Raw genomic sequence first — 18,957 nt, forward strand, 5'->3', positions numbered from 1 at the left:
GTAGTAATAGGATAATATCACTTTAACATACTAAAGTGATAAAGAAAATGGTTGTGTATCTGAAATATCTTTGTTACTATTATTTATTGGCAACTCTTTATCTCGCTAAAGTGCTAAAGGAGAATATATATGACAAACAACAATTTCATTTTAGAAAGGCTTGCTCTGGGACAAAAGTATCTGGGGCTGCTTGATGATTCGGGCTATACATTAGTTGATATGAATATGATAGAACCTTTTTCAATAGATGATAAATATCATCATCCGACGAGTGTTGTTTTTGAAAGAAATAATACAATGTATGCAATCCGCAGTGACTGGACGCGTACCTTGTTAAATTTCAACAGTAATTTTTATTCAAATGATACACGTTTCGGTTATTTCGGTCCTGTTGTCAGAGAGAATGAATCGTTCTATCAGGCAGGCGTCGAGATTTATCAGGCAACAGAAAATGACATTATTGATGCGCTCCTGATGCATATGAATTTTGTTGAAGAATGTGCAGAAATAAATATTAAAACACTGGTCATTAATAATGATCAGCTATTAGATTTATTCATTGAAAAATATGATCTGCGGGACACAGTGCGCCAGCTGATATACACGAAGAATATATCAGCGCTGCGCCAGCAGCTCGGGAAAGATCATGATTTATATAAAATAATGAGTGCAAAAGTCAGCGACCAGTTTAAAATGGTCGGAGAAGTTTTTGGCGATACAGAAATTATGCAGGCAATTGCTCATTTAAAAGAAAAAATTGCGGATAACAATACGAAGTTCATTTTGGATTTGTCATTCCGATCACCGCAAAATTACTATAACGGTTTGTACTTCCAGGCATTTTTAAATTCAAACACACCGATACTGAGCGGCGGAGAATATAACAGTAATTCATTCGGCATCGCTTTAAATTTAGCAGACGGAGGACTTTTATGATTACAGTAGCTTTATCCAAAGGACGTTTATTTGATGATTTCGTGTCCTATTTAGAAAAATATGAGCTATATAAATACAGCAAAGTGTTAAAAGATGAATCGCGTGCACTTTATACAATAGTAGACGATATTCGTTTCATCTTCGCGAAAGGGCCGGATGTTCCGGTATATGTTGAACGCGGCGTCGCGGATATCGGTATCGTCGGCAGTGACATAATTGAAGAAGAAGTGTTCAGCTATTTAAATGTATCTGAACTGCCTTTTGGGAAATGTCATTTTGCTTTAGCAGGACCGCCGGATGTCGAACATTTTAATACGGTTGCATCTAAATACTAATATTGCCCGCAAGTATTTTAACAGCCAGCAGCAGCCGGTTTCGCTGATTCATTTAAATGGTTCTGTTGAACTAGCACCAATTCTCGGTCTGGCAGACGGTATTGTGGATATCGTCCAGACAGGAAACACATTGCGCGATAACGGCCTGATTGAATATGAAAAGATCCTCGATGTACAGGCGCGTCTGATTGCTAACAAGCAGACGTTCTATACGAAAGAAGACAGTATCTATGAATTTTTAAGTGAAATCGGAGTGATTGAATGAATACAAAAACGTTTAAACAAATATTTACAGCGGATGACAGTACAGATTTAGAAAGCACCGACAATGTACTTTCTATCATAGAAGATGTTAAACAAAATAAAGATGCTGCCTTAAAAAAGTATACTGCACAGTTTGACGGGCAGCAGGTGGAAGATTTTAAAGTGTCTGCAGAAAAACTGAAAAACAGTTTCGACAGTTTAAATGAAGAAGAACAGAATGCACTGCTGTTAATAAAAGAACGAATAGCTGATTATCAGCAGTCGATAAAATATAAAGATTATGAAGATGGCGAGTTTTCCTATGTCTATCACCCGCTCGAAAGAATTGGTATTTATTCCTGGAGGGACAGCGTTATATCCTTCAAGTGTATTGATGACAGCTGTTCCAGCGGCAGCGGCAGGCGTTCGAAATATCGTTGCTGTAACGCCGACATTCAGCAACGACAACATTACATTCGCCGCCCTGTATATTGCGGGCGTAACGGAAGTTTATACGGTGGGCGGCGCTCAGGCAATCGCTGCACTGGCTTACGGTACAGAGTCTATTGAGAAAGTCGATAAGATTGTCGGTCCTGGTAATAAGTATGTAGCACTCGCTAAAAAGCAAGTGTTCGGCGATGTCGGTATAGATATGATCGCCGGTCCAAGTGAAATCTTGCTTTATGTTGATGAGTCAGCGGATTATACAGCCGCCGCCTATGATATTTTTGCTCAGGCGGAGCACGATGTGAATGCACGGACTTTCCTGATTGCGGAATCACAGGAGGTAATTGATGGATCCAAGCTGAAGTAAATCGTCTGATCGACTCTCAAGTGAGGACAGATGTTATTCGTGAATCACTGAAAAACAATATTATCAAATCGTCGATAACAGAAAAGAACTGATTGATGTGATTAACTTTATTGCCCGGAACACGTATCAATCCAGACCGTGATGAACAGGAAATCAGCAGGGGTATACGTTATGCTGGTGCGGTTTTATCGGCAAATATTCCCGGACGGAAGCAATCGGTGACTATGCAGCTGGACCGTGCACGTGCTGCCGACGAACCAGACCGGGCGCTTCAGCCACGGCCTGAATGTGAATGATTTTTAACAAGTCATGCAATTATTAACCTAAAGAGGTACATTAATCATATCGCAGATGCTGCGAAGACAATTGCAAAAAAAGAAGGGCTGGACGCCCATTATGAATCATTAAACATTAGAACGGAGCGATAATGATCAGCATGGACAAAATACATCACGAAGTCACCGCTTTCGAAAGAACAAATTATAGAGGCGGTCAGTAAAACAAACGTTGAAGTATATCCGGAAGTAGAACTGGAGCGCTTTAAAGAATATATGCGAAGCGTAATGGGTTTAACCCTGAGAATATTGAAGTAGCTAACGGTTCTGATGAATGGCTGCAGAAGAGATTATGACACTTGGGAAAAATGGTGTCATGTCTCTGAATCCCGATTTCTTCATGTATCAGATTTATACTAATCAGATTGGATTGCGTTACTACTCAGTGCCGTCTCGTGAAGATTTTCGTACGATTATGATTTAACGATTTCAGAAATTAAAAAGCAAAAGCCGTCAGTATCTTTATTTTTCAAATCCGCATAATCCGACGGGCGTATCCTGCCGAGTCATTTTATTAATGAACTTGCAGATGCAATGAAATCTGTCGGAGGATACTTAGTAATCGATGAGGCATACGGAGAATTTGCACTGGGATCGTCTGTCGTCCTGAAGGCGAGCATATTATCATTGTGCGAACGATGAGCAAAGTATACGGTCTAGCAGGTTTAAGAATCGGTATCGTCATCGCGAAAGGGAAAACTTACGACACTATTACGAGAATTAATCATCCGTATCCATTAAACAGTTTAACTTTAAACCTCGGCAGTGAGCTGCTCAGTGATGATAAACAGCTGGACGAATGGTTCGACTATCAGAAACAGCTGCAACAGTCGCTTGTTGATGCTTTTGAAACAGTACGCCGTCATATTAAAATTAAACCGTCACATACGAATTTTGTTTATTACGGTGACAAGGCAAGAGAATTATATGAATATCTTTATAAAAATGGCTACAGAGGCAGAGTGTACGACGAAGAAAATCTGCGAAATGTCGTGCGCTATTCAATTATCGATGAAGATGAGTATCCGAAGCTGAAAGAACTGATTACAGAGTGGGGTAAATCACATGACTAAGTACAGTAAAGACAGAGAGACTAAAGAAACGAAAATAAGTATTGAAATAGATGATGAACAAGACTTCAAAGAGTCGGAAATAAATACAGGCATCGGTTTTTTTGATCATATGCTGACGCTGTTCAGCTTTCACTCCGAACTGTACGTGAACATTCAGGCAGAAGGCGATCTGCACATCGACGGTCACCATACCGTTGAAGATATCGGTATAGTGCTCGGCCAGCTGCTGAGAGAGCTGTATGCTGAAAAAGAAAGCTATCAAAGATACGGTTCGATGTATCTGCCGATGGACGAATCACTGGCGCGTGTTGTGCTGGATTTATCCGGCAGACCTCACCTCAGCTATAAGGCTGTCATCTCAAGAGAGAAGGTTGGCGATTTTGATACGGAACTTACAGAAGAGTTCTTTAATGCAGTCTCAATGAATTCGCGGATGACTCTTCATATCGACCTTTTAAAAGGCGGCAACTCTCACCATGAAATCGAAGCGATATTCAAAGGCTTTGCACGCAGCCTGAAAATTGCACTGCAGCTTTCAGATAGCGGTGTACCCTCTTCAAAAGGTGTGATTGAATGATAGGTATTATTGATTATTCTCTTGGGAATACGGGGAATCTTGTAAATGCTTTAAAAAAACTGGGTTATGAGTCAGTAATCACAAAAGATAAAAATGTACTTTCCTCATGTGAAGCAATTATTCTACCCGGGGTGGGACATTTTGGCTACGCTATGAATATTATAAATACTTCCGGACTGAAAGATATGATTATTGAGCTGAGTAAATATAAACGGCTGATCGGCATCTGTCTTGGAATGCAGCTTTTATTTGAGCATAGTGAAGAAGGTAATGCGGACGGTCTCGGTATATTGAAAGGGCGTATCGCGAGGATAGATACTGATTTGACAATTCCTCATCTGGGGTGGAACACGCTGACCAGCAATTATCAATCTTTGAATGGAAAGATGTTTATTTTATACACAGTTATAAGGTTTCTGAATCCGAGTATACTATTGCCGAGACCGACTATAACTCAAATATACCGGCGATAGTTAAAAAAGAAAATATTACCGGTATACAATTTCATCCTGAGAAATCCGGAGAAACAGGTTTATTTATTCTAAAAAATGCTTTAGAGGGGAGTTTTTAAAGTGAAGATAATTCCAGCTATAGATTTTTGATGGACAAAATGTACCTTATCACAAGGTGATTATAAACAGTCCCAGAAAAAAAACACCTCACGAGGCGCTGGAATTCTATGCTGGATTTGAATCGGTTCAGCGTATTCATGTCGTTGATCTGATGGGTGCCTTAAAGAAACAAGCGCTGGAGTCGAATCTCGTAAAAGAACTTGTTGGCCAGTCTTCACTGCCCTTTGAAATAGGCGGAGGATTGAGGTCGCTTGAAACCATTAAACAGTATCATGACATAGGTGTTGAATATTTTATATTAGGGACACGCGCGATTACAGATGTGGCCTGGCTTAAAGAAGCCTCAGAACTATTTCCCGGGAAAATATTTGTCGGTGTGGATGCAAAAGAGAACGATATTTACATCAATGGCTGGACAGAAAACAGCGGTATTTTAATAGATGACTATTTAAAAACTGTCGAAGATTTCAGTCTTGCCGGTATTATATACCGATATTAATAAAGACGGTATGGGTCTTGGCCCGAACTTTGAAAATACTGCACGAGTTAATTATGACCCGCCATAAAGTTGTTGCAAGCGGCGGTATAAGAAATAAAGCTGACCTCGATAAGCTTGAGAGTCTTGGGATAACTGAAGCAATAGTTGGAAAAGCAAGTCATAACGATAAGTTTTGGGAGGGCATCAAATGATTAAAAAGAGAATAATAGCTGGATGTTAAAGATGGAGCAGTAGTCAAAGGGGTTAACTTTATTGACCTTGAGCATATTGGAAAGCCGGCAGAACTGGCTAAACGATATAATCAGGAAGGTGCCGATGAACTTGTTTTTCTTGATATTTCCAAAACACAGGAAGGTCATGAGTTGATGCTCGATGTTATCCGGGACACGGCCAGAGAGCTCTTTATCCCTCTGACTATAGGCGGCGGTATTAGAAAAATTGAAGATATTAAACAGCTCCTGGATGCAGGGGCCGATAAAATAAGTATCAACTCTGCTGCTATTGAAAACCCGGATATTATCAAAGAATCGAGCGGACGATTCGGCAGCCAGTGTATTGTACTCGCGGTGGATGTGAAATACGATAATCAAGTTGGAGATTATTATGTATATACTCATGGCGGTACGAAAAAAACTGAAATTAAAGCTCTGGACTGGATTGTTGAAGGAGAAGCGGCTGGTGCAGGAGAACTGCTTATTACCAGCATGGATCACGACGGTGTGAAATCAGGCTTTGATACGCAATTCCTTAAACAGGCTGCGAATGCTGTCAATATACCTGTTATTGCAAGCGGCGGTGCAGGGAATATTAATCATTTTGTCGATTTGTTTCAGAATACGAATGTATCTGCAGGACTTGCTGCTTCAATATTCCACAGAGAAGAGGTTAATATCGGCGAGTTAAAGCAGGAACTTTTAGACAATGGAATCGAGGTGCGTTTATAGTGAATCCTGATTTCAGTAAAAATAACGGCCTATTATCAGTAATACTGCAGGATACAAACACAAAACAAGTACTGATGAACGGCTTTATGAATGAAGAAGCATTTGAGAAAACGAAGACTGACAAAGTGGTCTGGTTTTACTCACGTTCAAAAGAACGGTTATGGAAAAAAGGAGAATCGAGCGGCAATGTACAGGAAGTCGTATCGATGAAACTAGACTGCGACAAGGACGCACTGCTGATTGAAGTTGTACCGCACGGTCCGACATGTCATACGGGCACAAGAAGCTGCTTCAGTGATGACTACTTTAGCCTGCAGACGCTGGAACGGACAGTACAGGAGAAAATTAAGAACCCTGAAGAAGGCTCTTACACTAAATACTTAACTGATAAAGGCGCAGATAAAATTTTGAAAAAATGCGGTGAGGAGATGACGGAAGTCGTTATCGCGGCAAAAAATAAAGAAAAAAAGGAACTCGTCGATGAGACGAGCGATCTTTTATATCATCTGCTGGTCATGCTGAATAACGAAGGTGTATCGCTGAAAGATGTCGAGAAAAAACTCGAAGAACGTCATGGTGGAAACAGGAATACAGTATTCGTGACGACATTCAAAAATGGTAGGCTAACGTAAATAGTGAAGCGGAGAACTGTTCTGTTCTCCGCTTTTTTGCTGCCGGAATTCGATGAGCTTGTTTCATAGAAACCCGCAGTGTTTAGGAATTCGATGAGTTTGTTTCATAGGAATCCGCAGCGTCTAGGAATTCGATGAGTTTGTTTCATAGAAACCCGCAGCGTTTAGGAACTCGATGAGCTCGTTTCATAGAAACCCGCAGCGTTTAGAAATTCGATGAACTTATTTCATAGAAACCCGCAGCGTTTAGGAATTCGATGAGCCCGTTTCATAGGAATCCCAATCAATAACCTAACAGCAAAACCGCTAGAAATCTCAGCGAACGAGATTTCTAGCGGCTTATAAATCTTTATCTTCAAATACACTACTTTTTTCTTCTGACAGAAATAATATGTTCATCTTCACCGAACATGCGGCGGCATATTTTTCGTGCATCGATTTGATCACGGGCGCAGATTTCCTGCGTTGCTATTCTGTTATCTTTTTCTACAATAATTTCAAATCGTTTCGTACCACATCTCATGAATTCTCACCTTATTTACTAAATTTTAAAATGGTCCCCAATTTATAAAATAAGCAATAATCAGGAACACAGCACCTAGACCATACCATATTAATAAGAGCGGCCAAATAAATTTAATCCAGTCCGTATACTTTATTTTAGCAATAGCGAGTGCAGCCATAAAATATCCTGAAGTTGGGTAGAAGATATTTGAGAATCCGTCCCCAAACTGGAATGCGAGAACTGCAGTCTGTCTTGTCATATCTGTTAAATCAACAAGGCCGACCATAATCGGCATTGTTGCCGCTGCCTGCCCGCTTCCGGATGGAATTACAAAGTTAAGCAAGCCTTGGGTCACCATCATAGCTACCGGTACAAATGTTTCGGGAATCATAGTAACAATAATGCTTAAGCCGTAAACAACAGTATCTAAGATAGCACCGTCTTCAAGAACTACGGAAATAGCACGGGCAACCCCGACGATTAATGCTCCCAGAACAATATTCTGAATACCTTCATTCATTGCTTCAGCAATACCTGAAGGCTTAAGGCCAGCGACAAGTCCGCTGACAATACCTGCGAATAAGTAAAAACCGGCAAGTTCGATAAAGTACCATTGATACTGAAAAATGCCAAACAGCATAAATCCTAGTGCAAGAATAAAGATACCTGTTCCTACATAAGTACGTGTGCTGAGTTCAGGACTGTCAGTTTCATCTTTAATAAACTGAGAATTGTCCACATTATCAGTAATTAAAGTTTTTGCAGGGTCTTTCTGAACTTTTTTAATATAAAAGATGATAAACAATATACCAACAGCAAGCATTACTGCAAGGATAATTAAACGGAAACCGATTCCTGAATAAAGAGGCAGCTCTGCAATTGTCTGCGCTGTCCCGAGGTTAGCCGGTGCTGTAATTGCGACGGCAAAACCGACAACTGTAGCCATTAAGACAGTGCCGGTGGCAGCCATACGGTCATAGCCAAGCCGTAAAAATAAAGGAAGCAGAGCAGGTAAGAATATCAGTGATGATTCTATATTGCCCGTCAGCGCTACAAATAGTGCTAAAGGAATAACTATTGTCGGAATGATCAGCATTCCTTTATTGCCAAATGACCGGATCAGGAAATTGAGTATTACATCAATTATGCCTGCTTTCTCAATAACTCTGAATAGAGCACCAATGGCCATAATACCGAAGATGATAGCAACCGTCTGTTCAACACCTCTCGGTATTGCTGTCATAAATTCCAGAATGCCCACCGGTGTTTGTTCAGCATAGCTGAATGTGTCCGGGATGATTACTGAGCGGCCGTCAACTTCTTCTCTATCATAAGAACCCGCGGGCACTATGTAAGTGGCTATTACAGATAAAGTAATTAAGGTAAAGAGTATTACGTAAATGTGCGGCATAACAAATTTTCGTTTTGGTTTACTTTCGTTCATTCAAAAGCCCTCCGATTTTTTTGATATAAGACAAGTTATTACATAAATGTTATTATACACAAAATATTCAGAAATATTAATATAAATTCAATTTAGGCTGATTATTTCAATTAAAATATATAAAAGTGAAATTTTTTCCAGAAAATAAAAAGTCCCCGTTATTCAGCGGGAACTTTTAAGCGATTATTTCTCTCTAATTTCATATGCATATTTCAGCTGACTTATAATCATAATAAATCCGATGATTACAATACTGAAAATTTGAGATTCTTCCGTGATAAATGAATAGAAAATCATGAAGATGAGAGCCAAGAACAGCATAGTGCTGGTCAGTGTCCACGAGCGGTATAGTGCTTTCGCCATAATGAATATCTCACCTTCATCTGAAGCGGCAAACAATTTCTCTGCGTATTTTTTATCGGAAATTTCCGGTAAATCTTTATCCGGATAGATAATATTAACCAGTGCTGATGCCTGGAAACTCATAAACATTGAAACGAACACCAATACTATCGTCAGCGCGACAAGCCAAGGGCTTTCTGCAGCTAAGGCTTGAATTGCAAGTGCCATAAGTGACAATACTAATGGTACTGCTGTGGCAACTGTAACAACATTGAATGTATTATAGCTGTATACATCAAAGTCATCGTCATCTACTTTTCTATTATTATCTTTAGTCATTTTAATCAGTTTTTTGCGGCGTATAAATGCATATACAAGCAGTGCAGCAGCGAGTACAATCATTACGATACTCAGCCAGAAGTAGATAGTTTCCAATAAGCCCTCCGAATTTCTTCCGTAAAGCAGTTCCAGTGTCAGATAACCTGCGGCAAAACCGATTGCGGCATACAGCAGCATTTTTAATAAGAATTTCATTTATAACTCCTCCTCATCGAATATAAAAATATTCTCGATCGGTTCGTTAAATATCTTAGCCATTCGTTTTGCAATTAACAGCGATGGAATATACTCTTCGCGTTCGATTAAGCTGATTGTTTGCCGTGATACTTTAGCAAGTTTTGAGAGCTGGGTCTGGTTTAAACTGTCCCTGGCGCGCAGTTCACGCAATCTTGTTTTCATAGCTTCACCTTCGCTTCTTTTTTAGATACATATATATTCTGTATTTATAATGTAACACTTATTTGTCTTTTTGACAACTTTACTTGTCAAAAATATAAGTATACTTGTCAAGAAGATAAAAAACATAATATTGTTGATTTAACATCAATGCTTACTCTAATGAAAAGTTTATAATGGATAAGATATAAATTTGAATGAAGTCGATAACCGAGAAGGGGTAATCTAATGTTTTTAGCATGGAATGAAATGATAAGAAATAAGCTGAAGTTCAGTTTAATTATCGGAGTCCTTGTGATGATCAGCTACCTGCTGTTTCTGTTATCAGGGCTGGCGAGCGGTTTGATGGATTTGAACAGAGAAGCTGTCGATCAATGGGAATCAGATGCAATCATTTTAAATGATGAAGCCAACCAGACAATTCAGCAGTCTATGATAGCTGAAGATGATGTCGAAGGTCTGTTTGAGGAACAGGCAACATTGAAACAGCATTCAGTTATTGCATCAAACGGCGAGATTGAAGAGAATGCTTTTGTTTTCGGCATAGAAGAAGATTCATTCTTCCTGCCGGAACTCACAGAGGGTGAACAAGCTGAAATAGAAAATGAAGTCGTGGCAGATTATTCATTAAAAGAAACGGGCTTTGAAGTCGGTGATGAGCTGACATTATCAAACAGCGATGAAGTACTGACTTTGACAGGCTTTACCGAAAGTGCTAAATACAGTGCATCATCAATATTATTTACGGATAATAAAACAATCGAAAAACTTAATCCGATGCTGAGTGAAGATATCATTAATGCACTGGTTGTTCGTGATGCTGACTGGCAAAATACTGAAGTTAATGATGAACTTGAAGCGCTGGAAATTGAGGAGTTTATAGAGAGTCTTCCAGGCTATACTGCTCAAAACTTAACGCTGAACTTTATGATTATTTTCCTGTTTATTATTTCAGCAGCAGTAATCGGCATATTCTTATATGTACTGACACTACAGAAAACAAGTCTATTTGGTGTGTTAAAGGCACAGGGCTTTTCAAACGGTTATCTTGCAAGAACGGTACTGGCACAAACATTTATTATTGCAGTAATAGGAACCGTAATCGGCTTGGGATTAACATTCCTGACAGGTCTATTCCTACCTCCCGCAGTACCGATTGAGTTTAATTACTTAACGATGATTATTTATATGGTTGTACTTATTGCAGTTGCGATGCTCGGAAGTTTGTTCTCAGTCATCAGCGTGCGGAAAGTCGATCCGTTAAAAGCAATTGGATAGGAGGAGAAAATAATGCTTAAATTTGAAAATGTTATAAAATCATTCAAAGATGGAGACCAGACGATAGAAGCGGTCAAGAATACATCGATTACTTTTAATAAAGGTGAGTGCATCGCAATTATCGGACCTTCAGGTTCAGGAAAGAGTACTTTTTTAACAATCGCAGGTGCGCTTCAAACGCCGACCGAGGGCGATGTTAAAATTAATGGTCAAAGTATTTCAGGCAGAGTAAAGAACTTGCTAATTTGAGATTGAATGAAATCGGCTTTATTCTGCAGGCAAGCAACCTGGTGCCTTTTCTTTCAGTTAAACAGCAGTTTCAGCTCTTGAAAAAATCTAAAAAAGATGTAATGGCTGACAGCGAACTGGATGAACTATTTGAAAAACTTTCTTTAACGAAAGTGAAAAAACAGCTGCCGAGTGAAATATCAGGCGGCCAGAAACAGCGTGTAGCGATTGCAAAATCATTATATACAAACCCAAGCATTATTCTGGCAGATGAGCCGACAGCATCTTTAGATACAGAGAATGCCTTGAAAGTAATGCAGATTTTAAAAGAAGAAACAGAACAGCGTATGAAGACATGTATTATCGTTACTCATGATGAACGCTTAACTGAGTATTGTGATGCGGTGTATAAAATGACAGATGGTATATTAGAGAAGCAGGATTAACGTAAAAACACATTCTAAAAATCAGAATGTGTTTTTAAATTTTAAGAGGTGAATTATTTGGGACTTGTATATTTAGCAGGTGCAATTATATCTGAAGTTTTTGGTTCAAGCATGATGAAAGTCACCGCAGTTAATAATTCTAAAAAAGCAATTATAGGAATAGTCGCAGGTTATGCGCTGGCATTCTATATGCTGTCACTGGCACTATTAACATTGCCGCTGAGTTTTGCATATGCAGCCTGGAGCGGTGTCGGTACAATGCTCACTGCGATAATCGGCTTTGCGATATTTAAAGAAGAAATCAGGCCAACGACTGTTATTGGAATTATAATTTTAATTATCGGTCTTATTTTAATGAGGGTATAGGAGGTGTTGTAATGAAAGCAGCATTATTTTTAATGGGTGCCATTGTTTTTGAAGTGACCGGGACTACTATGCTGAATTTATCGAACGGTTTCACTAATGTTACTCCGACGGTTATTATGTTTATCTGTTTTGGGCTGTCATTTACATTTCTAATTGGAGCACTTAAAACAATTCCGCTTAGTATCGCATACAGTGTCTGGGCAGGATTAGGTACTGCCGGTGCGGGACTTATCGGTGTGTTTATATTTAATGAACATCTGTCGGCAGTTAATATTCTAGGGCTATGCGTAATTATTCTTGGTGTGATAGTGATGAACATATCTAAAAAGGAAGATAAAGAAACTGTACAGTAAAAAAGGATAATGACGAGGTCATTATCCTTTTTTATTATAATTTTAAGATTTCTTCTATATCTTTTTGGACAGATTCAAAATACTGTCTGTCCATTTCCGCAGGTTCACCGTGCTCTGCGATATTTTTTATACTTTTCACTTTGAACTGCCAGCCCGAAAAATCACGTGCAGCATTTTCGAATGCTGCAGGCAGCCGTTCATTAAGAACAAGCTGTGTGTTATCTCTATCACCATCAAGCAGAATTTCTACTTCGCCTTCAGCCCATGCAAAATGAATGAACTTCGGGTTTTCATAACGAAAAATCTCCATATCTTCAAATTCATCATTTTCAAGATCAAAGAGCAGCCGTTCTGTTCCTTTGAACGACAGCTCGGGAAACCACTGCTGAATTCCTTTTGTTGTTCCTAAGTACGCAAAAATATTTTCGGGACTGCTGTCAATTCGGGTAATCACTTTTTGATATATATTATTATCTTTCATATGATACGAAGTCTGCATATTAAATTACCTCTTTATAATTTATTTACAATTTTAATTAGGACGAACTGCAATGGTACTCTGGCCCAGAGCAGAGGTTTTGGTACATCAATACTGCCGAGCGGCAGTGATCTTTGAGCCATGTAGATATTGGCTGGAAGCACGAGCACCAGGAAACTGTTAATGATTTTTTTAAAAAAATTCCCTGGACGTCTTATTAATAGAAAGAAACTGATAATCAATTCTGCCACACCGCTTGCTTTAACGATGAAATCTTTAAACGGTAAATAATGCGGAACGATATTTGTAAAACCCTCTGTACGTGTAAAGTGTGCAACACCTGCAATGCCGAAAACAGCAGCAAGTATGTATCGCATAATAGTCTTCATGCTAATTCCTCTTCTTTCATAAAGTTGATATTATATTTACCCTGATTAAGCTTTCGATAACTCAATTATTTTGAATAGGTGCTGAGGGCTTTAATTTTTGCATCTTTTCTATGATTTTCGAAGTTAATAAAAAATGCAAAGCAGTGCTTTTCACTATCGGCAGTGATTGCAATTACTTCTGCCGCCCCTTCTTTGCCGTGAGTAATAATAGTGATTATTTCGAGAGAGCTGATACTTTTCTCAGGTACGTTAAAATTTGTATTAAAGTCCTTATTGCATAACTCTGAAACAGTTTGTTTGTTCTTTCCAAAGCTGCCGATCAAAAAATCGCGTATGACTTCTCTTTTAGGTGCATTATTGCACCCGAGGCTGCCGAGAACTGCAAAGTACGGTGAATAAGGCAATATCTCACCTTTATTAAATTTTAAATTAGAGTCTGCCAAAGCCTGTTTAAGAATACTCACAGCCTTAGGACCGATGCCATGAATTTTTAAGAGATTCTTTTCATCGATCTGGCTGAGCTGTTCCAGTTCAGTAATGCCAATGTTAGACAGAGCATTTGCTGCCGGCTTTCCTATATTCGGGATATTCGTCATAAACAATCCTCCATAAATCAAATCATTTTAATAATATTTATCAGAATAAAACAGGCGATAATAAATATAACGACAGCAGATGTTTTATTAATATATCCGGTAATTTTACCATTGCTGTCGAAATCCCCTATTATTCTGCCGAAAAGCACCAGAATCACAAAAGCAATCCATGACACAGCGATACAAGACAAAGTAAATACAACGAGAGCGCTGCCTGTATATGCAGTGGAGTTAGTGCCAATAATACCAGCAGTATCGAGTATAGCGTGCGGATTTAATAAAGAAACAGATAATGCATAGGCAATCTGCTTATACGGTGTGAGTTTTACAGGTGCTTTAGCAGTCTCAGGTTTTGTAAACCATAGTGATTTTGCCATGTAGCTTAGAATAGAAATCCGATAATATACATTGCGAGCTGCAGTGCCGGAATCGATAAAATGATTAATGAAACACCGGCGACAGAAAGGATGATCAGCAATGTGTCACTGAGCCCGGCAGTTATTACAGCCGGCAGTGCATGAATGAACTTTTTATGATTGGCACCCTGGTTAATTAAAAATACATTTTGAGCGCCTGGCGGCAGTATTAATCCTGCTGACAGAATGAAACCGTGCAGAAATGCAGTGAGCATATATTGATTCTCCTGACTGTAAATAAGTAAGTTAAGACTAATGTATTTCCTAAAGACATACAATAGAGAATTTTTAAATTAGTTTGTAAAATATGGAAGCGTTTTCTATAATAGATATAAATGTGTCAGAATAAATTGCAGAGGGGATGGGCAATGTTTAGAATCGTGTTTTTGGAAACGTTTAAAAAAATATACCGTAATAAAAAGAACAGACTAATATTTCTGCTGGCATTTCTTGGCATCATACTGTATTCCTTTTTATATTTGCCGAACGTTAATAATCCGCTGACAATTGATATGGATGAACTTGCTCTTGAAACTGAGTCGGCATACGGCATGAAAGAATCGAGGCTTGACTCGGGGGATATTGCCGTCAACAGTTTTACAGGTATCGATACATACAGTGTGGCCAAATATGATTATGAAAATAATCTCATGTTTTATGATGCATTGGAAAAAGGTGATGTTTCAAGGCTCTTTGAAGTGAAGAGCACAAATTATGTTCCCTTGTTTACAGTGGAAGCGTTAAATGACTATTTGGAGAGGAAACATGACGGTCAGTTTTTAGAGATGGACTTTGAACGGGCAATGATTAACAGCAACTTGTTTATACTGTCTGAGATAGATAATCCGACAACTCATGAATTTAACGGTAAAACAGGAATTCAGCAGCTGTATTCATTTTTTTTAACTTACGGACCGCTGATTATATTATTTATCACTATATTTGTCGCGAGTGAGGTACTGGTCGATGATCGGAAGCACCATACTTTAAAAGCGGGACAGCCGCTCGGATGGAGAAAATACATATTCTATCAGTCTTTATCGATGTTTATTATTATCATGACTGGTATTGCTCTGTTGCTCACGGTATTCTTCCTGCTCATATCGCTGCTTTACGGTTTTGGTGATCTGTCTCTGTTAAATACTAATTACGCTTATAACGACGGTTACAGGGCTGCTGAAGAAAACTTCTTTACAGCACCTGTTACTGACTTTATCCTGCAATCGTTAATTTTAACAGCACTTTTGCTCTATCTATTTATCCGTTTGAATGCTGTACTGTCATTAGTATTCAGACATGACGTTATCGTTATGATTGCAGGATTTGCCATCATCGCATTTAACCGGCTTTACAGCGGCGGCGGTGAAGATAAGTTTTTAGGCATCGGTGCTCATTTATTCCCGCAGAACTATTTTGAGTTTGGAAATATTTTAAGCGGCCATCAGAACTTTTTAACGTTATCAAATAATTTCACATTTGATAATGGGCTCATTGTCCTTTTCACAACGATTATTATTATAGAAATTATCCTCGGAATTCTTGCAGGCTTTATAACCCGTCAGAAGTTCGTAAGGCAGGTGGGGTAAATGAAGTTATTTAAATGGGATTTTCTTAAAATTATAAGGGACTGGAAAGTGAGAATACTTTTAGTATCGCTGTTTCTTTTCCTGGCAAGCTATTCGGCGTTTTACCAGGACCGTTCTATTGTGCTTCCGCTGGAAGAACTGCGGAGTGAATATGAAGATACGCAGCAAATCTTTCACGCGATACCTCAAAATCATTTTGACTCAGCCGCGGGACAGGAAGTGTACGATAAACTTGCACGCCAGCAAAGTATTATCGGTATGCAGCGTTATATTTTAGGCGAACAGGAAGGAAATACTGTATCCGGGCTCGAGAATGTAGTCAGCGATTATGTTGACCAGGGGCTGGAACTTGCTGAAAACAGACTGTTCTTTTATGAAGCTGATGATTTTGAATCACAGGAGCTGCTGCTGTCATTTATGCCGGCTAAAGCCGAGATTGAAAATGATTTAAAATTTTTAACATATCTGAAAGAGCATAATGTCGATATTGACTGGAATCCAATGTCACCGTCACTTGTGCTGTTTAATTTAGTAATATCGTTGCAGGTATTTATATTTGTTATTGCTGCGATATTCGGTGCTGACCGGTTCAGCCGGGACCAGGAATTCAACTGGAGTATTTCCCAGGGAATACCGTATTCCTGGGCTCATCAGTGGAGACAGCGAACTTTTATCAGCTGGGGACTGATATGGCTCATCGTACTTGCTGGGATCTGCGTCTCGTATTTACTCAGTACACTTTTCACTGACAGCGGCACACTTAATTATCCTGTACCGCTTTACAGCGGCGAAGAAACAGTATATATCAGTATAATGCAGTACGTTATACTAGCGTTACTTCTGACGATGGCTTTGAGCTACATTATCGTTAAGCTGTCGACAGGACTGTCGTGGGTATTCAGAAATATCTACCTGACAATTACTATAGTAACGGCAGTGTTTTATCTGCCGTATGTTTTTGCACTGACAGGACCTGCTGCAAGCTGGAATCCATTCCTGTATCTGCAGATTATACCTGTATTGGAAGGTTCATGGGAGTCATTAAAAAATGTAACTGTGACGAAGCTGATTATCAGTATTGCGGTATTATATATCATCGTCGAAATCGTGTTTCATTTTATCTTTAAACTGATACCGACACGAACAGGCAAGCTTGAAAGGAGAAGGAACTAATGTCATTGGAAGTCAAAAATTTAACGATAAACTACGGGACTAAAACGGTGTTGAAGGATGTTAATTTTAATATTCCGGATAATACGATTATCGGTCTGGTTGCTCCAAACGGTACAGGGAAAACGACGTTATTTAATGCGATTATACGATTTATTCCGATTAATACCGGAGAGATTTTAATCGATGGTATCGCCTATAAAAATACGACAAAGGATGTCAAAGCGCTCCACAATAAAATTACTTTCTTTCCGGACCAGGCGGAACTGTATGAAGATTTTTCAGGCGTTGAGCATATAGAAATGTACCGGGATATATGGAATCCTAAAAGCAGAAATATAGATGAAGTCATCCGGAGGCTGAACATGGAGGACTATGTAGGAAATAAGGTGAAAACTTACTCCCTCGGTATGAGACAGCGATTATGTTTTGCGATGATGATCGCTGCAGATACGAAGATTATGTTTATGGATGAGATTATGAATGGACTGGATCCGGTGAACGTTGAACTGGTAAGTTCGGTGCTGCAGGAAATAAAAGCGGACGGGAAGATTATTATTGTCGCATCTCATCTGCTGGAAAACCTGGATGATTATGCAGATCAGATTTATTTTTTAAATGAACAAAGCATATATTACACATACATCCGGGAAGAATCTCATAGAGATTACGTTAAAGGTTATATTTCCAAAGACAGTTTAAAATCTATCGGCCCGCTTGAAGAGGGCACATTATATTTGGATGGTGACCGTATATGTATTCCTGCTGACAGTATGAAAGAAGACGAAATGTTTAAGATGATGAGCACATTGAAGAAATTCAGTTCTGCTGAAGTGTCGCTCGGCGCATTGGGGACTCATGAACATTATCTGCGTATTTATAAAGGAGAGAGAAGTTATGATACGGTTTAGCGTGCTGTCTCTCTTTGTACTGCTGTTAATGGGGTGCAGTTTTAACGGTATTATGAGCGAATCGTATGATGGTAAAAAGATAACGGCAGACGAAGAAGCTGTTGAATTATATGAAGAAGAAAATCTTTTAAAAACAGAAGGACTGGAATCCCGTTATGCTTTTTTGAACAGTGATACGGTATTTGAAGGTCTCCGTGACGGCGGAACAGAGATAACATTGTCACCTGGTCATTATGTCATAGGAGAAGATGTTGAACCGGGCCGCTACAGTGCAGCGACAGAAGAGGCATCAGCAATCGTAGTATATGATGAAAACGGAGATAGATTACTGGAAACAGCATTAAACTATTTCAACACCAGCGCTGTTTTGGAGCTGCAGGAAGGTTACCGTGTTGAATACGTTACAAGACGGGGACCCATCGATCTAATCCCATCGGAAGAAAAATACGACAGTGATTCCTGCCGGTATTCATACTGTCGGAGAACATCTTGAGGCAGGAACGTACAGCCTCTTAACAAAAGAATTACCTGTAAGACGTTTGAACTCTGAAGACGAGGTATATATGAATCCGGGTGGGATGGGTTCAGTCAGTTTATCGAGTACAGATGTTGAAATAGATACAGAATTGAGTATTAAAGTAGAACTTCACGAGGGTGATACTATCGTTTCAGAACATCCCGTTGTACTTGAAAAGGACTAGCGATTGAACTTTCACTATGCGATACTTGTTCACAAGAATAAATAAACAAATTG

The 18,957-nt window shown here is 39.1% G+C and carries 24 protein-coding genes and 6 pseudogenes; 22 read left to right on the plus strand and 8 right to left on the minus strand.

The features are described 5' to 3' along the window. Positions 1-129: 129 nt before the first annotated feature. From G4D76_RS09105 to hisIE, 13 genes and pseudogenes are all read left to right on the plus strand, one after another. Positions 130-936, plus strand: coding sequence for an ATP phosphoribosyltransferase regulatory subunit (locus G4D76_RS09105; RefSeq protein WP_213809715.1), 807 nt, complete (start codon positions 130-132; stop codon positions 934-936). Continuing rightward, positions 933-1,536 (plus strand): annotated as a pseudogene (hisG, locus tag G4D76_RS16905) (ATP phosphoribosyltransferase). The gene G4D76_RS09105 and the pseudogene hisG overlap by 4 nt, the downstream one beginning before the upstream one ends. Beyond that, positions 1,533-2,328: pseudogene (gene hisD / locus G4D76_RS09115) on the plus strand (histidinol dehydrogenase). Before hisG ends, hisD begins: the two co-directional pseudogenes overlap by 4 nt. A gap of 110 nt (positions 2,329-2,438) precedes the next feature. Then, complete coding sequence (locus G4D76_RS15075) at positions 2,439-2,624, plus strand: hypothetical protein (RefSeq protein ID WP_250129879.1); 186 nt, start codon at positions 2,439-2,441, stop codon at positions 2,622-2,624. Between the two features lie 313 nt (positions 2,625-2,937). Further along, positions 2,938-3,087 carry a hypothetical protein gene (locus G4D76_RS09120; RefSeq protein WP_213809716.1) on the plus strand — a complete coding sequence of 50 codons (150 nt, stop codon included), beginning with the start codon at positions 2,938-2,940 and terminating at the stop codon, positions 3,085-3,087. A 110-nt stretch (positions 3,088-3,197) separates the two neighbouring features. Further along, entirely contained in the window at positions 3,198-3,305 is a 108-nt protein-coding gene (locus G4D76_RS16910; protein ID WP_371814462.1) for a hypothetical protein, read from the plus strand. Further along, complete coding sequence (locus G4D76_RS09125) at positions 3,302-3,736, plus strand: aminotransferase class I/II-fold pyridoxal phosphate-dependent enzyme (protein WP_213809717.1); 435 nt, start codon at positions 3,302-3,304, stop codon at positions 3,734-3,736. Before G4D76_RS16910 ends, G4D76_RS09125 begins: the two co-directional genes overlap by 4 nt. Next, complete coding sequence (gene hisB, locus G4D76_RS09130) at positions 3,729-4,313, plus strand: imidazoleglycerol-phosphate dehydratase HisB (protein WP_213809718.1); 585 nt, start codon at positions 3,729-3,731, stop codon at positions 4,311-4,313. Before G4D76_RS09125 ends, hisB begins: the two co-directional genes overlap by 8 nt. Next, positions 4,310-4,884: pseudogene (hisH, locus tag G4D76_RS09135) on the plus strand (imidazole glycerol phosphate synthase subunit HisH). Before hisB ends, hisH begins: the two are co-directional and overlap by 4 nt. Before the next feature lie 56 nt (positions 4,885-4,940). Further along, positions 4,941-5,384: a HisA/HisF-related TIM barrel protein gene (locus tag G4D76_RS09140; RefSeq protein WP_256440452.1), complete on the plus strand. Its 444-nt coding sequence runs from the start codon at positions 4,941-4,943 to the stop codon at positions 5,382-5,384. Between the two features lie 53 nt (positions 5,385-5,437). After that, a complete protein-coding gene (locus tag G4D76_RS16030) occupies positions 5,438-5,575 on the plus strand; it encodes a HisA/HisF-related TIM barrel protein (RefSeq protein WP_256440453.1) in 138 nt (45 codons plus the stop codon). Next, positions 5,572-6,328: pseudogene (gene hisF, locus G4D76_RS09145) on the plus strand (imidazole glycerol phosphate synthase subunit HisF). The gene G4D76_RS16030 and the pseudogene hisF overlap by 4 nt, the downstream one beginning before the upstream one ends. Then, a complete protein-coding gene (gene hisIE, locus G4D76_RS09150) occupies positions 6,328-6,960 on the plus strand; it encodes a bifunctional phosphoribosyl-AMP cyclohydrolase/phosphoribosyl-ATP diphosphatase HisIE (protein ID WP_213809719.1) in 633 nt (210 codons plus the stop codon). The pseudogene hisF and the gene hisIE overlap by 1 nt, the downstream one beginning before the upstream one ends. Before the next feature lie 364 nt (positions 6,961-7,324). On the opposite strand, the gene G4D76_RS09155 is transcribed toward hisIE, so the two are convergent. From G4D76_RS09155 to G4D76_RS09170, 4 genes are all read right to left on the minus strand, one after another. Then, positions 7,325-7,483 (minus strand): hypothetical protein, encoded by a 159-nt coding sequence (locus G4D76_RS09155; RefSeq protein ID WP_169516125.1) that lies wholly within the window; start codon positions 7,481-7,483, stop codon positions 7,325-7,327. 25 nt (positions 7,484-7,508) lie between these two features. After that, entirely contained in the window at positions 7,509-8,909 is a 1,401-nt protein-coding gene (locus G4D76_RS09160; RefSeq protein ID WP_213809720.1) for a YfcC family protein, read from the minus strand. Positions 8,910-9,092: 183 nt separating this feature from the next. Further along, entirely contained in the window at positions 9,093-9,785 is a 693-nt protein-coding gene (locus G4D76_RS09165) for a DUF3169 family protein (RefSeq protein ID WP_213809721.1), read from the minus strand. Further along, positions 9,786-9,989, minus strand: a complete 204-nt coding sequence (locus G4D76_RS09170) for a helix-turn-helix transcriptional regulator (protein ID WP_026859462.1) — start codon at positions 9,987-9,989, stop codon at positions 9,786-9,788. It abuts the gene before it with no gap. 225 nt (positions 9,990-10,214) lie between these two features. Between G4D76_RS09170 and G4D76_RS09175 the strand changes: the two genes are divergently transcribed. From G4D76_RS09175 to G4D76_RS09190, 4 genes and pseudogenes are all read left to right on the plus strand, one after another. Then, complete coding sequence (locus G4D76_RS09175; RefSeq protein ID WP_213809722.1) at positions 10,215-11,264, plus strand: ABC transporter permease; 1,050 nt, start codon at positions 10,215-10,217, stop codon at positions 11,262-11,264. A 12-nt stretch (positions 11,265-11,276) separates the two neighbouring features. Then, positions 11,277-11,938: pseudogene (locus G4D76_RS09180) on the plus strand (ABC transporter ATP-binding protein). 48 nt (positions 11,939-11,986) lie between these two features. Continuing rightward, positions 11,987-12,304, plus strand: a complete 318-nt coding sequence (locus G4D76_RS09185; protein WP_250129880.1) for an SMR family transporter — start codon at positions 11,987-11,989, stop codon at positions 12,302-12,304. Positions 12,305-12,315: 11 nt separating this feature from the next. Next, positions 12,316-12,657 carry a DMT family transporter gene (locus G4D76_RS09190; protein WP_213809724.1) on the plus strand — a complete coding sequence of 114 codons (342 nt, stop codon included), beginning with the start codon at positions 12,316-12,318 and terminating at the stop codon, positions 12,655-12,657. A gap of 34 nt (positions 12,658-12,691) precedes the next feature. On the opposite strand, the gene G4D76_RS09195 is transcribed toward G4D76_RS09190, so the two are convergent. From G4D76_RS09195 to G4D76_RS09210, 4 genes and pseudogenes are all read right to left on the minus strand, one after another. Beyond that, on the minus strand, positions 12,692-13,156 hold the full coding sequence (locus G4D76_RS09195; protein WP_213809725.1) for an SRPBCC family protein: 465 nt from the start codon (positions 13,154-13,156) through the stop codon (positions 12,692-12,694). A gap of 14 nt (positions 13,157-13,170) precedes the next feature. Beyond that, positions 13,171-13,524 (minus strand): DoxX family protein, encoded by a 354-nt coding sequence (locus G4D76_RS09200; protein ID WP_213809726.1) that lies wholly within the window; start codon positions 13,522-13,524, stop codon positions 13,171-13,173. A 65-nt stretch (positions 13,525-13,589) separates the two neighbouring features. Further along, on the minus strand, positions 13,590-14,120 hold the full coding sequence (locus tag G4D76_RS09205) for a helix-hairpin-helix domain-containing protein (RefSeq protein ID WP_213809727.1): 531 nt from the start codon (positions 14,118-14,120) through the stop codon (positions 13,590-13,592). Between the two features lie 17 nt (positions 14,121-14,137). Beyond that, positions 14,138-14,751, minus strand: a pseudogene (locus G4D76_RS09210) (LysE/ArgO family amino acid transporter). A 153-nt stretch (positions 14,752-14,904) separates the two neighbouring features. Here G4D76_RS09210 and G4D76_RS09215 point away from each other — a divergent pair. From G4D76_RS09215 to G4D76_RS09235, 5 genes are read left to right on the plus strand one after another with little or no spacing between them, the layout of a single operon-like run. Continuing rightward, positions 14,905-16,122, plus strand: a complete 1,218-nt coding sequence (locus tag G4D76_RS09215; RefSeq protein ID WP_213809728.1) for a hypothetical protein — start codon at positions 14,905-14,907, stop codon at positions 16,120-16,122. Further along, on the plus strand, positions 16,123-17,295 hold the full coding sequence (locus G4D76_RS09220; RefSeq protein WP_213809729.1) for a hypothetical protein: 1,173 nt from the start codon (positions 16,123-16,125) through the stop codon (positions 17,293-17,295). Next, on the plus strand, positions 17,295-18,203 hold the full coding sequence (locus G4D76_RS09225; protein ID WP_213809730.1) for an ABC transporter ATP-binding protein: 909 nt from the start codon (positions 17,295-17,297) through the stop codon (positions 18,201-18,203). The genes G4D76_RS09220 and G4D76_RS09225 overlap by 1 nt, the downstream gene beginning before the upstream one ends. Continuing rightward, positions 18,190-18,696, plus strand: a complete 507-nt coding sequence (locus G4D76_RS09230) for a hypothetical protein (protein ID WP_213809731.1) — start codon at positions 18,190-18,192, stop codon at positions 18,694-18,696. Before G4D76_RS09225 ends, G4D76_RS09230 begins: the two co-directional genes overlap by 14 nt. Further along, positions 18,656-18,904, plus strand: coding sequence for a hypothetical protein (locus G4D76_RS09235; protein ID WP_213809732.1), 249 nt, complete (start codon positions 18,656-18,658; stop codon positions 18,902-18,904). Before G4D76_RS09230 ends, G4D76_RS09235 begins: the two co-directional genes overlap by 41 nt. The last annotated feature ends 53 nt before the right edge of the window (positions 18,905-18,957 follow it).

The organism is Jeotgalicoccus sp. WY2, assembly GCF_018437745.1.
Lineage (GTDB): Bacteria > Bacillota > Bacilli > Staphylococcales > Salinicoccaceae > Jeotgalicoccus > Jeotgalicoccus psychrophilus.

Coding starts and splice junctions, on each gene's coding strand:
- G4D76_RS09105 (WP_213809715.1), top strand. CDS start 130: ATGACAAACAACAATTTCATTTTAGAAAGGCTTGCTCTGGGACAAAAG.
- G4D76_RS09120 (WP_213809716.1), top strand. CDS start 2,938: ATGGCTGCAGAAGAGATTATGACACTTGGGAAAAATGGTGTCATGTCT.
- G4D76_RS16910 (WP_371814462.1), top strand. CDS start 3,198: ATGAAATCTGTCGGAGGATACTTAGTAATCGATGAGGCATACGGAGAA.
- G4D76_RS09125 (WP_213809717.1), top strand. CDS start 3,302: ATGAGCAAAGTATACGGTCTAGCAGGTTTAAGAATCGGTATCGTCATC.
- hisB (WP_213809718.1), top strand. CDS start 3,729: ATGACTAAGTACAGTAAAGACAGAGAGACTAAAGAAACGAAAATAAGT.
- G4D76_RS16030 (WP_256440453.1), top strand. CDS start 5,438: ATGACCCGCCATAAAGTTGTTGCAAGCGGCGGTATAAGAAATAAAGCT.
- G4D76_RS09155 (WP_169516125.1), bottom strand. CDS start 7,483: ATGAGATGTGGTACGAAACGATTTGAAATTATTGTAGAAAAAGATAAC.
- G4D76_RS09160 (WP_213809720.1), bottom strand. CDS start 8,909: ATGAACGAAAGTAAACCAAAACGAAAATTTGTTATGCCGCACATTTAC.
- G4D76_RS09165 (WP_213809721.1), bottom strand. CDS start 9,785: ATGAAATTCTTATTAAAAATGCTGCTGTATGCCGCAATCGGTTTTGCC.
- G4D76_RS09170 (WP_026859462.1), bottom strand. CDS start 9,989: ATGAAAACAAGATTGCGTGAACTGCGCGCCAGGGACAGTTTAAACCAG.
- G4D76_RS09175 (WP_213809722.1), top strand. CDS start 10,215: ATGTTTTTAGCATGGAATGAAATGATAAGAAATAAGCTGAAGTTCAGT.
- G4D76_RS09190 (WP_213809724.1), top strand. CDS start 12,316: ATGAAAGCAGCATTATTTTTAATGGGTGCCATTGTTTTTGAAGTGACC.
- G4D76_RS09195 (WP_213809725.1), bottom strand. CDS start 13,156: ATGCAGACTTCGTATCATATGAAAGATAATAATATATATCAAAAAGTG.
- G4D76_RS09200 (WP_213809726.1), bottom strand. CDS start 13,524: ATGAAGACTATTATGCGATACATACTTGCTGCTGTTTTCGGCATTGCA.
- G4D76_RS09205 (WP_213809727.1), bottom strand. CDS start 14,120: ATGACGAATATCCCGAATATAGGAAAGCCGGCAGCAAATGCTCTGTCT.
- G4D76_RS09215 (WP_213809728.1), top strand. CDS start 14,905: ATGTTTAGAATCGTGTTTTTGGAAACGTTTAAAAAAATATACCGTAAT.
- G4D76_RS09220 (WP_213809729.1), top strand. CDS start 16,123: ATGAAGTTATTTAAATGGGATTTTCTTAAAATTATAAGGGACTGGAAA.
- G4D76_RS09225 (WP_213809730.1), top strand. CDS start 17,295: ATGTCATTGGAAGTCAAAAATTTAACGATAAACTACGGGACTAAAACG.
- G4D76_RS09230 (WP_213809731.1), top strand. CDS start 18,190: ATGATACGGTTTAGCGTGCTGTCTCTCTTTGTACTGCTGTTAATGGGG.